Raw genomic sequence first — 13,825 nt, forward strand, 5'->3', positions numbered from 1 at the left:
TCCCGTGAACGGAACACGGAACGGAACGCGGGGACGGCACGTGGAAACGGAACGCGGAACAGAACGCGGGAAAACGGAACGCGGAACGGAACGCGGAACGGAACGCGGAACGGAGCGCGGGAAAACGGAACGCGGAACAGGGAAAGGGGACCGTCCGTGGGCGGAACGAACACCCGGCCGGGCCGGCGCACCCGCTGGCTGCCCGACCAGCACGGCGCCTGGGCGATGCTCGCCGTGCCCTGCCTCGCCGGGATCCTGCTCGGCGGCCCGGCCCTCGCCGACCTGCCGCTGCTCGTCGCCTGGCCGGCCGGGTACGTCGCCGTGCACCACGGGCAGCAGTGGCTGCGGCTGCGCGCGCTCGCCCGGCGCAGGGCCGGCCGGCGCCACCCGCGGGCCGCGGACCGGCACGTACGGCCCGGGCTGGTCTTCGCGGCGGTGTCCGCGGCCTTCGGGCTGCCGCTCGCCGCAGCCCACCCCTGGCTGCTGTCGGCCGCCGCCTGCGCCCTGCCCTTCCTCGCCGTCAACGCGTACCACGCGTGGCGCAACCGGGAGCGGGCCCTGCTCAACGGGCTCGCGGCCGTGGTGCCCGCCTGCGGGATGCTCGCGGTGACGTACCGGCTGGGCAGCGGCGGGTACGCGGGGGCCTGGCCGGCCGTCCTGGCCTGCCTGCTGTACTTCGCCGGCACCGTGCCGTACGTGAAGACGATGATCCGGGAGCGGGACTCCGCCGCCTACCGGTGGGGCTCGGCCGCGAGCCACGTCGCGGCCCTCGCGGTGGCCGTGTGGCTCTCGCCCCGGCTGGCCCTGCCCTTCGCGGTCTACCTGGGGCGGGCCGTCCTCATGCCCCCGCGGCGTCCCCGGGTCGCGGTCGTCGGCGCGCTCGAGATCGCCTGCTCCGCCCTCCTCCTGGCCACCCTCCCCGCGGCCTTCTGACCGGGGGCGGAGCCCCGAGGGCCTACAGGGCCTCCTTGCGCGTGAGGTGGTTGAACGACAGCCACCCCGGCAGCACCGGCAGCCAGAACGTCATCAGCCGGAACAGCAGCACCGCGGAGATCGCGATCTCCTTGTCCAGCCCCACCGCGATCAGACCCAGGGTCAACGTCGTCTCCACCGCCCCCACACCACCCGGCGTAGGCGCGGCCGACCCCAGCGCGTTCCCCGCGAGGAACACCACCGCGATGCTCGCGTAACTGATCGCCTGCCCCCCGCCGAACGCCCGGATCGACGCATCGAGGCACATCACGAAGCAGCCCGTCAGCAGCACCATGCCCCCGATGCCCGTGAGCAGCTTCTGCGGCCGCTGGAGCACGTCCAGCATGCGCGGCACCACCCCCGCGAACAGCGCCCGCACCCGGCTCGCCACGAACTTCCGCAGGAACGGGATCGCCGTCACCACGAGCACCAGCACGGCCACCGTCAGCAGACCGGCGATCACCGTCCGGGACGGGGTCATCTCCGGGGTCTTCTCGGTCCCCGTCAGATACCCGAACGACAGCAGCAGCAGGATGTGGCTCCCCAGCCCGAACAGCTGCGAGGCACCGACACTGGCCACCGCCAGCCCCGGCCGCACCCCCTGCCGCTGCAGGAACCGCGTGTTCAGCGCCACGCCGCCGACCGCCGCCGGCGCCACCAGCTTCACGAACGACCCCGCCACCTGGGCGAGCACCGTCCGCAGGAACGGCACCCGCTCGGGCACGAAGCCCAGCAGGCTCATCGCCGCCGCGAAGTAGCTCAGCGCCGAGAACGCGGCCGCCGCCGCCACCCAGCCCCACTGCGCCTCGCCGATCACCTTGTCGAACTGCACGTGCGTGAGCTGCGAGAGCAGGAAGTACGCGGCGAACGCGCCCGCGATGAAGCTCACCAGGGTCCGCGGCCGGATCCGCTCCAGCCGGGCCGGCTCCACCGGCGCCTGCGGCCGGATCAGCAGCACCTGCCTGCGGATCTGCGAGAGCAGGTCCTCCTCGCGGGCCTCGTCCAGCGCCACGTCCAGCGCCTGCTTCTCGGCCTTCTTGTCGGCCTTCTTCTCCGCCTTCGGGGACTTGCGGGCCGCCTCCGACAGCGCCTCCCGGGCCTCCTTGGCGGCCCGCGAAGCCTCCAGCACCGCCTCCCGCTCGCGCTGCGAGCGCTCCCGGGCCAGCCGGCGCAGCGTGGCCCGCGTGGACCGGGTCAGCGCGATCGGCTGGAGCAGCGGCAGGCAGTCCGCCACCGCGTCCCCGCCCAGCACCGCCACCGCCGCGGCCACCGAGCGCTCCGCGCCCACCCGCAGGCCCAGCGTGGTCAGCAGCTGCGCGATGTCCATGCGCAGCACCAGGTCCCCGGCCGCGATCTCGCCGCCGCGCAGATCCGTCAGGATCACCGTGCCGGAACGATCCACCACCAGCGCGTCACCCGCCAGCCGCCGGTGCGCGATGCGCCGCGACTGAAGCGCCTTGACCTGCCGCCACGCCCCCCGGATCAGCTCGTCGGTGATCTCCTCGTCGGGCATCGCGTCCAGGGTCCGCCCGCCCAGGTGCTCGTACACGAGCATCACGGCGTCCGGGCCGAGCTCCGAGGTGGCGATCAGCTTGGGGGCGTTCGCACCCGCCGCGATGGCCGCGTACGCGAGCAGCGCCTCCTGCTCCAGGGCCTGGCGCAGGGACTGCAGGCTGCGGCGCGTGGTGATCCCGCGCAGGGTCAGCCGCCGCCACACCCGGTAGAAGAAGCCCTGCGCCTGCTGCTCGCGGTCCACGACCGTCACGTCCAGCGGCGGGCCGTCCTCCAGGGTGACCAGGTAGCGGCGGCCGCGGTCGTTGTGCTCCGGGACCTCGGGCTCCTCGATCCGCATCGCCGTGACCGGCTGGAAGCCGACCCGGCGCAGGCCCGCGAGCAGGTTCTGCCCGGTGGGCCGCACGTTCGGGGAACCCACCGCGTACAGCGTGCCGTACGCGACGGACCAGCCGATCAGCACCGTCAGCAGGATCGAGAACGGGGTCGTGTACCCGCCGACCAGCATGGCCAGCGCGTCCAGCAGCAGCACCACCCACAGCGCCACGCGCCACCGCGGCCGCCGGGTCATGCCCACCGCCGTCATGTACGCGATCACCGGCGCCAGGTAGCCGTGCACGGGATCGCTCAGCGCGTCCCCCGCCTGCGGGCGGGTCAGCGCGTCCCGGATGGTGTCCGGGGCGGCCTGGGCCACCCACAGGTCGGTGGCGAGGGTGACCCCGTGGGCGAGCACCGCGGCGAGCACCCCGTCCGCGATCCGCAGGCCGTCGCGTTTGATCAGCCGCTCGATGGCGAAGGCGACCGGCACCAGCAGCACCGCGATGCTCGACACCAGACCGGCGATCTTGATGAGCAGGGCGGGGGCCTGGCCGGTGCCCTTGGTGATGTCCGCCTCCAGACCCACGGTCGTGCCGTGGGCGAAGGCGGCGATCGCGAGGACCACGGCGATGCCGAGGATGCCGACGAGGACCCGCACCAGGTCGGAGGGGCGGTGCACGCGGGCGGCGAGCAGCGGTTCGTCCACCTCGACCTGCTCGGCCTGCCCGGGGAGCGGGGCGTCCCCGCCGCCGGACACGGTTTCCCCGCCGGTCCCGCGCTGCTCGTCGGCCCCGTCGGCCCCGTCGGCCCCGTCGGCCCCGCCGGTCCCGTCGGCCCCGCCGTTCACGCCGCTTCCCCCGTCACCGGCGGGTGCGCCGTCCCGGCCGGGCGGCCGCTCGGACCCGGAGGCAGGCAGGGGCGGCTGCCCGGGGTGCGCGCTCCCGGGAGTGGACTCCGCATCCGGAGGGCTCACACCCTGCTCCTTCGCCGTCTCCGCCGTCTCTTCTTGATCTCGTATCACCAGTCACCGCCCGGAAGATGGTGGCACGTCCGGACGGTACGGGCCTTCGGCAGGGTGCGGTGTCGGTGCGGTACGGCAGCATGGGCCGGATGAGCGATGCGGTGCTGCCCGAGCTCCCCGAATACGCGGAGCGGGTGCTGGAGGTGGCCGAGCGGATTCCGCCCGGCCGGGTGATGACGTACGGCGACGTCGCCGAATGGCTCGCCCAGGAGGACGAGGAACACGAGGCCCGCACCGGTCGGACCGGCCCCGGCAAACGGGTCGGCCCCCGCCAGGTCGGCCGCGCCATGGCCCTCTACGGCGGGGCCGTCCCCTGGTGGCGCGTGGTCCGCTCGGACGGGCAGCTGCTGCCCGGCAGCGAACTGCGCGCCCTCGGCCACTACCGCGAGGAAGGCACCCCGCTGCGCCCCGCACCCCGCTCCGCCGAGGGCCACGTACCGCGCCTCGACATGGCCCGGGCCCGCTGGGACGGCACCGGGCCCGGGCCCGGAGCGGGGGCGCCCTGACGGCACGCCGGGCGCTGACGGGACGCGGCGCGCGGCACCGGCCGCCGCCGACCGCACGGGGCGGCCGGGGCGCGCGGGGCGGGCGGCCGGTCCCGAGCGCCCGCCGGCCGGGGTCCCCGGCACGGCCGGGCCGCCGGAGTTGACGAACCTCACACTGGACAGCTTCGGCCATGCAAGGGCCGTACGGAGCCCGGTACGCCCGCACGGGGGAGCTTCCGGGATCCGTGCGCGGGGGACCGGTTGTGGCGTAGCGTCTTTCCCTCGCGCGCATCCCCGCACGTCCGCCCCGGACGCGCCGCGCGCCCCCCGAGACACCGTCAGCACACCCACCACCAGGACCGGCGATCCACGTGAGCTCCTCCCCTTCCGGCCGTCGTACGCGGACCCATGACGCGTACCGACTGGTGCGTACCGGGCCGGGGCAGGTGGATCCTCCTGTACTGGACGCAGCGCAGCAGGCGGTGGTTGACCACCCCGGCGGGCCGATGCTCGTGCTCGCCGGACCCGGCACCGGCAAGACGACCACCCTGGTCGAGGCCGTCGCCGCCCGCGTCGAAGCGGGGGCCGACCCGGGCCGGATCCTCGTCCTCACCTTCAGCCGCAAGGCCGCCGTCGAACTCCGCGACCGCACCGCCCTGCGCCTCGGCGGCGCCCGCGCCCCGCAGGCCACCACCTTCCACTCCTTCTGCTACGCCCTGGTCCGCGCCCACCAGGACGCCGACCTGTTCGTGGAACCCCTGCGCCTGCTGTCCGGCGCCGAACAGGACGTCATGGTCCGCGAGCTCCTCGACGGGACGCGCCAGGTCGGCTCCATCCGCTGGCCCGACGAGCTGCGGGCCGCCCTGACCACCCGCGGCTTCGCCGACGAGGTACGGGCCGTCCTCGCGCGCAGCCGCGAGCTCGGCCTGTCCCCGGACGCCCTCGGCGCCTTCGCCGCCCGCACCGGCCGCCCCGACTGGGGGGCCGCCGCCGGCTTCCTCGCCGAATACCTGGACGTCCTGGACCTGTCCGGCTCCCTCGACTACGCCGAACTGGTGCACCGGGCCGTCCTCCTCGCCGAACGGCCCGAAACCGAGCTGTGGAAGCGCTACGACGCGGTCTTCGTCGACGAGTACCAGGACACCGACGCCGCCCAGGTCCGGCTGCTGAGGGCCCTCGGCTGCCGGGACACGATCGCCTTCGGCGACCCCGACCAGTCGATCTACGCCTTCCGCGGCGCCGACATAGGCGGCATCCTCGGCTTCCCCGACGCCTTCCCCGGCGCCGCCGTCCGCGTCCTGGACACGGCCCGCCGCTCCGGCAGCGCCCTGCTCGCCGCGACCCGGCTGCTGACCACCCGCATGCCCGTGCCCCGGCTCCCCGCGGCCGCCGTCCGCGCCCACCGCGACCTGAAGCCCACCCGCGAGGGCGGCCGAGTCGAGGTCTACACGTACCCCACCGCCGGCGCGGAACTCGACAACATCGCGGACATCCTGCGCCGCGCCCACCTGGAGGACGGCGTCCCCTGGCAGGAGATGGCCGTCCTGGTCCGCGCCGGCGGCCGCACCCTCCCCGCCTTCCGCCGCGCCCTGATCTCCGCAGGCGTCCCCGCGACCACCGACACCAGCAGCCTCCCCCTCCGCCACGAACCCGCCGTCGCCCCCCTCCTCACCGCCCTCCGGGTCACCGCCCTCGCCGCCGCCGGCCTCCCCCCGCACCCGCCCTCGGCCGCCGCGCCCCCGCCTTCCACCGCCTCGGCCGACGCCTCGGCCACCCCGGCCCCCACCACGGCCCCCGCGGCCGCCGCGTCTGCCGAGCCGGCCCCGGCCCCGGCCGACGCGGCCCCGCAGGACCTCCCCGCGGCCTCTGGACCCGCCGGGTCCGCGTCCGGGACCGGGCCTGCGCCCGAGACCGGGTCCGCGTCCGGGACCGGGCCTGCGCCCGAGACCGGGTCCGCGTCCGGGACCGGGCCTGCGTCCGGGACCGAAGCCGCCGGGGGCGGCGCCGCCGCCGACACGCGCATCGCAGTCGCAGGTGACCGGGACGGTGACCCCGCCGGCGCGCCCGAAGCCGCCGAGCAGGGCCCCGTACGGTCGTCCACCGCCGCCGAGCAGGAGCCCGTACCGTCGGCCGCCGCCGAGGCCGGGTGGATCGGGGTCGAGACCGCCATCGAGCTGCTCGGGTCGCCGCTCGGCGGCATGGACTCCGCCGACCTGCGGCGCCTGGGCCGGGCGCTGCGCGACGAGGAGCGGGCCGCCGGGGTCGCCGTACCCGCGCCCTCCGACGTGCTGCTCGCGAGGGCCCTCGCCGAGCCCGAGCGGCTCGTCGCCCACGACCCCCGCTACGCCCGAGGCGCCCAGACCCTCGGCCTGCTGCTGCGCAAGGCCCGCGAGCTCCTCGAAGGCGGCGGCACCGCCGAGGAGGCCCTGTGGACCCTCTGGGACGGCACCGGCTGGCCCGCCCGCCTCGAACGCTCCGCCCGCCGCGGCGGGCCCGCCGGCCGCAACGCCGACCGCGACCTCGACGCCGTCTGCGCGCTCTTCGAGACCGCCGCCCGCGCCGAGGAGCGCACCGGCGGCCGCGGCGCCCTCAACCTCCTCGAACAGCTCGACGCCGAGGACATCGCCGCCGACACCCTCGCCAAGCGCGTCGCCGCCCCCGACGCCGTCCGCCTCATGACCGCCCACCGCTCCAAGGGCCTGGAGTGGCGCCTCGTCGTCGTGGCCGGCGTGCAGGAAGGCCTCTGGCCCGACCTGCGCCGCCGCGGCTCCCTCCTCGAAGCCGACCGCATCGGCCGCGACGGCCTCGCCGAACCCCTCACCCCCGGCGCCCTCCTCGCCGAGGAACGCCGGCTCTTCTACGTGGCCGCCACCCGCGCCCGCGACCGCCTCGTCGTCACCGCCGTCAAGGCCCCCGCCGAGGACGGCGACCAGCCCTCCCGCTTCCTCGCCGAACTCGGCGTGGAGCCCAAGGACGTCACCGGCCGCCCGCGCCGCCCCCTCGCCGTGTCCGCGCTCGTCGCGGAACTGCGGGCCACCACCGTCGACCCCGAGGCCTCGCCCGCCCTGCGCGAGGCCGCCGCCCGCCGCCTCGCCACCCTCGCCGCCCTCGCCGACGAGGACGGCCAGCCGCTGGTCCCGGCCGCCCACCCGCAGCGCTGGTGGGGCCTGTACGAGCCGACCCGCAGCAGCGTCCCGCTGCGCGACCGGCGGCAGCCCGTCGCCCTGTCCGGCAGCGCCCTCGACCAGCTCGCCAACACCTGCTCCCTCCAGTGGTTCCTCAGCCGCGAGGTCAAGGCCGACGCCCCCGCCACCGCCGCCCAGGGCTTCGGCAACGTCGTCCACGTACTCGCCGACGAGGTCGCCTCCGGCCGCACCCCCGCCGACCTGGCCGTCCTCATGGAACGCCTCGACTCCGTCTGGGACGCCCTCGCCTTCGACGCGCCCTGGAAGTCCCGCCAGGAGAAGGAGAACGCCCGGGCCGCCCTCGAACGCTTCCTGCGCTGGCACGTCTCCGACCGCGCCGGCCGCACCACCGTCGCCACCGAGCACGAGTTCGACATCACCCTCGAAGCGGGTACGGGTACGGGGAACCGGCCGGGCTCCGACGCAGGCCCGGACCCGGACGCGGACGCGGACCGGGACTCCGACGGCACCGTCCGCGTCCGCATCCGCGGCTCCATGGACCGCGTCGAAACCGACCCGCAGGGCCGCGCGTACGTCGTCGACTTCAAGACCGGCAAGTCCGCCCCGACCCGCGACGAGGTCGCCCGCCACCCCCAGCTCGCCGTCTACCAGCTCGCCGTCCGCGAAGGCGCCGTCGACGAGGCGTTCGACGGGGTACGCCCCGCGCCCGGCGGCGCGGAACTCGTCCAGCTCCGGCAGGGCGCGGCCAAGAAGGACGGCGGCGACGAGCACCCGAAGGTCCAGGCCCAGGAACCGCTGGCCGGCGAATGGGTCGGCGAGCTCCTCGCCACCGCCGCCGGCCGCGTCCTCGACGAACGCTTCACCCCGGCCACGGGCCGCCACTGCACGCACTGCACCTTCCGCAGCGCCTGCACGGCCCTCCCCGAAGGCCGCCAGATCATCGACTGACCGCCCGCCGCCCGGGGCTCCGCCCTCCCGGCACCCCGCCCGCCGGGGCCCCGTCCCCCGGGCCGGAGCCCCGGAAGCCGGCCCGCCCGCAATGTCCGACCCGCCCGCTAGCCTGGTGAACCGTGCCCGCACCCCTGACCCACCCCGACCAGCTCAAGGAGCTCCTCGGGATCCCGTTCACCTCGGAGCAGACGGCCTGCATCACCGCGCCGCCCGCCCCGCAGGTCATCGTGGCCGGAGCCGGCTCCGGCAAGACCACGGTGATGGCCGCCCGGGTGGTCTGGCTGGTCGGCACCGGACAGGTCGCCCCCGAACAGGTCCTCGGCCTCACCTTCACCAACAAGGCAGCCGCCGAACTCGCCGAACGCGTCCGCGGCGCCCTCGTACGCGCCGGGGTCACCGACCCCGACCCGTCCCCCGCCGCCGAACCCCCCGGCGAGCCCCGCATCGCCACCTACCACGCCTTCGCCGGGCAGCTCCTCACCGACCACGGCCTGCGCATCGGCCTCGAACCCAGCTCCCGGCTGCTCGCCGACGCCACCCGCTTCCAGCTCGCCGCCCGCGTGCTGCGCGAGGCCCCCGGCCCGTACCCCGCGCTCACCCGCTCCCTGCCCGACCTCGTCGGCGACCTCCTCGCCCTCGACGCCGAGCTCTCCGAACACCTCGTCGACCCCGCCGCCCTCCGCGCCCACGACACCGCCCTCCTCGACACCCTCGCCGGCACCCGGCTGACCAACGAGGACCTCCGCAAGATCCCCGAGGCCGCCCGCGCCCGCCTCGAACTCCTCGAACTCACCACCCGCTACCGGGCCGCCAAACGCTCCCGCGACCTCCTCGACTTCAGCGACCAGATAGCCCTCTCCGCACAGCTCGCCACCACCCGCCCCGAGGTCGGCGCCCTGCTGCGCGAGGAGTTCCGCATCGTCCTCCTCGACGAGTACCAGGACACCTCCGTCGCCCAGCGGCTCCTGCTCTCCGGGCTCTTCGGCGGGGGCACCGGACACGCCGTCACCGCCGTCGGCGACCCCTGCCAGGCCATCTACGGCTGGCGCGGCGCCTCCGTGGCCAACCTCGACGACTTCCCGCAGCACTTCCCCCACGCCGACGGCCGCCCCGCCACCCGCCAGTCCCTCAGCGAGAACCGCCGCAGCGGCGGCCGCCTCCTCGACCTCGCCAACGGACTCGCCGCCCCGCTGCGCGCCATGCACGAAGGGGTCGAGGCCCTGCGCCCCGCCCCCGGCGCCGAACGCGACGGCTCCGTACGCTGCGCCCTGCTGCCCACGCACGCCGAGGAGATCGACTGGCTCGCCGACGCGGTCGCCCACCAGGTCCGCACCGGCACCGCACCCGGCGAGGTCGCCGTCCTGTGCCGTTCCGCCGGCGACTTCGCCGCCATCCAGGCCGCCCTCGTCGCCCGCGAGGTCCCCGTCGAGGTCGTCGGCCTCTCCGGCCTCCTGCACCTCCCCGAGGTGGCCGACCTCGTCTCCGTCTGCGAGGTCCTCCAGGACCCCGGCGCCAACGCCGCCCTCGTCCGCATCCTCATCGGACCCCGCTGGCGCATCGGCGCCCGCGACCTCGCCCTCCTGGGCCGCCGCGCCCGCCTCCTCGTCACCCGCGAACGCGCCGCCGCGGCCGAGCCCGGACCGGCCGCGGCCGACCCGCAGGACCACGCCCGCCTCGCCGCCGCCGTCGAAGGTGTGGACCCCTCCGAGGTCGTCTCCCTCGCCGACGCCCTCGACACCTTCCTCGACGTCCACGACGGAACCGCCGACGACGGCCTCCCCTTCTCCGCCGACGCCCGCGTCCGCTTCGCCCGCCTCGCCGCCGAGCTGCGCGACCTGCGCCGCTCCCTCGCCGACCCGCTCATGGACATCCTCCACCGGGTCCTCGCCGCCACCGGCCTCGACGTGGAGCTCTCCGCCTCCCCGCACGCCCTCGCCGCCCGCCGCCGCGAGACCCTCTCCCACTTCCTCGACGTGGCCGCCGGCTTCGCCGCCCTCGACGGCGAGGCCTCCCTCCTCGCCTTCCTCTCCTTCCTGCGCACCGCGGCCCAGTACGAGAAGGGCCTCGACAACTCCCTCCCCGGCGGGGAGAACACCGTGAAGGTCCTCACCGCGCACAAGTCCAAGGGCCTGGAGTGGGACGTCGTCGCCGTCCCCGGCCTGGTCGCGGGCGCCTTCCCCAGCGAGCGGCCCCGCGAGTCCTGGACCGCCCAGCCGCAGGTCCTCCCGCACGCCCTGCGCGGCGACGCGCAGACCCTGCCCGCCCTCGACGAGTGGACCGCCGGCGCGCTCAAGGCCTTCAAGGCCGCCCAGAAGGACCACCAGGCCACCGAGGAGCTCCGGCTCGGCTACGTGACCTTCACCCGGCCCCGCTCCCTCCTCCTGGCCTCCGGCCACTGGTGGGGGCCCGCCCAGAAGAAGCGCCGCGGCCCCTCCGCGTTCCTCCGGGCGCTGTACGAGCACTGCGCGGCCGGGCACGGCGAGATCGAGGCCTGGGCGGACGAGCCGGAGGAGGGCGCCGAGAACCCGGCGCTCGCCGAGACCGGCACCGCCGACCGGTCCTGGCCCCTGCCGCTGGACCCGGTCTCCTTCCGCCGGCGCCGCCGGGCCGCCGACACCGTCCTCGACCTCCTGGACACCCCGGAACTCCTTCCGCTTGCCCCCCGGCCCCCGGTTCCGCTTCCGCCCACCCCGGAGGAGCGCCTCCGGCCCCCCCACGGCGAGGACCCCACCCCGCCCCCGGACACCCACCCGGACCCGGACCCGTACCCCGAGCCGTACGCGGACCCGTATGAGGACCCGACCGCTCCCTACCCGTACCCGGACCCCGACCCGGACCGGTACGCCGACCCCTCGGACCCGGACCCGTACGCCGACCCCTCGGACCCCGACCCGTACGCCGACCCCTCGGACCCCGGCACGTACCCGCACCCCGCCGTCGCGGCCCCCGACGGGTACGGGGACCCGGCCGGTCCGGACCCGTACGGGGAGTACCCGGGGGACGAGCCGTACCCCGCCGAAGACCTCTGGGCCGGCGAGCCCGACCGGGACGGCGGCGAGCCCCGCCGCGCCCACCGCCCCGACCCCCACCCCGCGCCCGGACCCCGCCCCCGGACCGCGCCCCCCGGCGGCCGGGGCGCGCGCCCCGGCGGCCCCCGGCTCAGCCCCGAGGAAGCCCGGCTCGTCGCGTCCTGGGACCGGGACCTCGATGCGCTCGCCGGGGAACTGCGCCGCTCCCGTGCCGCCGTGCGCGACGTGCCGCTGCCCGCCTCGCTCTCCGCCAGCGCCCTCCTGCGCCTGGCCGCCGACGAGCAGGCCTTCGCACGCGAGCTCGCCCGCCCCATGCCCAAGCCCCCGCAGCCCGCCGCCCGCCGCGGCACCCGCTTCCACGCCTGGGTCGAGACCCGCTTCGACGAGCTGGAGCTCCCCTTCACCGACCCCGACGAGCTCCCCGGATCCGACCCCGACGACCCCCTCGACATCGCCGACGAGCGGGACCTCGCCCTGCTCAAGGACGCCTTCGAGCGCAGCCCGTACGCCGCCCGCACCCCGTACCGGCTGGAGGTCCCCGTACAGCTCACCCTCGCCGGGGCCGTGATCCGCGGCCGGATCGACGCCGTCTACCGCGAGCCCGCCCCCGACGGGGACCCCGCAGGCGACATGTACGAGATCGTCGACTGGAAGACCGGCCACGGCACCGAGGCCGACCCCCTCCAGCTCGCCGTCTACCGCCTGGCCTGGGCCGAATCCCTCGGCATCGACCCCGAGCGGGTCACCACCGCCTTCCTGCACGTGCGCAGCGGCCGCGTCATCCGGCCCCGCCGGCTCCCCGGCCGGGCCGCCCTTGAGCGGATCCTCCAAGGCAAAACGGACACGGGAAAGCACCCCCGGGACGGCAGCTAGGCTCGACCGCATGAGCGACACCCCGGACAGCGCCGTCCGCACGTACATCGACACGCACCGCGAGGCCTTCCTCGCCGACCTCGCCGAGTGGCTCCGCATCCCGTCGGTCTCCGCGCAGCCCGACCACGCCGCCGACGTGCAGCGCAGCGCCGCCTGGCTGGCGGCGAAGCTCGCCGAGACCGGCTTCCCGGTCACCGAGACCTGGCCGACCGCCGGCGCCCCGGCCGTGTACGCCGAATGGCCCAGCGAGGACCCCGGCGCCCCGACCGTCCTCGTCTACGGCCACCACGACGTGCAGCCCGCCGCCCGCGAGGACGGCTGGGACACCGAGCCGTTCGAGCCGTACGTCACCCCCGACGGCCGCCGGATGTACGCCCGCGGCGCCGCGGACGACAAGGGCCAGGTGTTCTTCCACACCCTCGGCGTCCGCGCCCACCTCGCCGCCACCGGCCGCACCGCCCCCGCCGTCCACCTCAAGCTGCTCATCGAGGGTGAGGAGGAGTCCGGCTCCCCGCACTTCCGCGAGCTCGTCGAAGCCCGCGCCGAACGCCTCGCCGCCGACGTCGTGATCGTCTCCGACACCGGCATGTGGTCCGAGACCACCCCCACCGTCTGCACCGGCATGCGCGGGGTCGCCGACTGCGAGATCGAGCTGTACGGCCCGGACCAGGACATCCACTCCGGCTCCTTCGGCGGCGCCGTGCCCAACCCCGCCACCGTCGCCGCCCGCCTCGTCGCCGCCCTGCACGACGAGAACGAGCGCGTCACCATCCCCGGCTTCTACGACGGCATCGCCGAGCTCACCGACACCGAGCGCGAACTGATCGCCGAACTGCCCTTCGACGAGGCCGAGTGGCTCCGCACCGCCAAGTCGTACGGCACCCTCGGCGAGGCCGGCTACTCCACCCTGGAGCGCGTCTGGGCCCGCCCCACCGCCGAGCTCAACGGCATCGGCGGCGGCTACCAGGGCCCCGGCGGCAAGACGATCATCCCCCGGGGCGCCCGGCTCAAGCTGTCGTTCCGGCTGGTCTCCGGCCAGGACCCGTACGTCATCGAGGCCGCGGTCAAGGACTGGGTGGCCGCGCAGATCCCGGCCGGCATCCGCCACGAGATCACCTTCGGCGCCCCCACCCGCCCCTGCCTGACCCCGCTGGACCACCCCGCCCTCCAGTCCGTCGCCCGCTCCATGGGCCGCGCCTTTGGCGAGAAGGTCCGCTACACCCGCGAGGGCGGCTCCGGGCCCGCCGCCGACCTCCAGGACGTGCTCGGCGCACCCGTGCTGTTCCTCGGGATCTCCGTACCGTCCGACGGCTGGCACGCCCCCAACGAGAAGGTCGAGATCGACCTGCTCCTCAAGGGCGTCGAGTCCACCGCCTACCTGTGGGGCGACCTGGCCGCCCACTGGCGGCCCTGACACCGGGGTGGGGGGGGGGGGCCCCCGCCTCTTGTACCCCGGGCCCGCCCGGGGGGCAGGACCTGGGGAAAGGAACCCCCACCCCCCCCCCCCCCGGGGGGTTG

General features: G+C 76.0%; 6 protein-coding genes. 5 read left to right on the forward strand and 1 reads right to left on the reverse strand.

From position 1 onward, the window contains the following. Nucleotides 1-156 precede the first annotated feature (156 nt). Entirely contained in the window at nt 157-933 is a 777-nt protein-coding gene (locus ACZ407_RS21505; protein WP_468130523.1) for a YwiC-like family protein, read from the forward strand. A 22-nt stretch (nt 934-955) separates the two neighbouring features. Here the strand turns inward: ACZ407_RS21505 and ACZ407_RS21510 are convergent, their stop codons facing one another. Continuing rightward, nucleotides 956-3,775, reverse strand: a complete 2,820-nt coding sequence (locus ACZ407_RS21510) for a lysylphosphatidylglycerol synthase domain-containing protein (RefSeq protein WP_468130525.1) — start codon at nt 3,773-3,775, stop codon at nt 956-958. Nucleotides 3,776-3,912: 137 nt separating this feature from the next. Here ACZ407_RS21510 and ACZ407_RS21515 point away from each other — a divergent pair, with 137 nt between their 5' ends. From ACZ407_RS21515 to ACZ407_RS21530, 4 genes are all read left to right on the forward strand, one after another. Next, nucleotides 3,913-4,329, forward strand: a complete 417-nt coding sequence (locus tag ACZ407_RS21515) for an MGMT family protein (protein WP_468130527.1) — start codon at nt 3,913-3,915, stop codon at nt 4,327-4,329. A 425-nt stretch (nt 4,330-4,754) separates the two neighbouring features. Further along, the gene (locus ACZ407_RS21520; RefSeq protein WP_468130529.1) at nt 4,755-8,402 is read left to right on the forward strand and encodes an ATP-dependent helicase; all 3,648 of its coding nucleotides are present in this window, start codon (nt 4,755-4,757) and stop codon (nt 8,400-8,402) included. Between the two features lie 122 nt (nt 8,403-8,524). After that, complete coding sequence (locus ACZ407_RS21525) at nt 8,525-12,307, forward strand: UvrD-helicase domain-containing protein (RefSeq protein ID WP_468130531.1); 3,783 nt, start codon at nt 8,525-8,527, stop codon at nt 12,305-12,307. Between the two features lie 10 nt (nt 12,308-12,317). Further along, nucleotides 12,318-13,721 (forward strand): dipeptidase, encoded by a 1,404-nt coding sequence (locus tag ACZ407_RS21530; RefSeq protein ID WP_468130533.1) that lies wholly within the window; start codon nt 12,318-12,320, stop codon nt 13,719-13,721. Nucleotides 13,722-13,825 lie beyond the last annotated feature (104 nt).

The organism is Streptomyces sp. NPDC030809 (genome assembly GCF_055572195.1).

Bases quoted from the DNA above. Each gene is read 5' to 3' on its own strand.
- ACZ407_RS21530 (WP_468130533.1), top strand. From the start codon at position 12,318: ATGAGCGACACCCCGGACAGCGCCGTCCGCACGTACATCGACACGCAC.
- ACZ407_RS21515 (WP_468130527.1), top strand. From the start codon at position 3,913: ATGAGCGATGCGGTGCTGCCCGAGCTCCCCGAATACGCGGAGCGGGTG.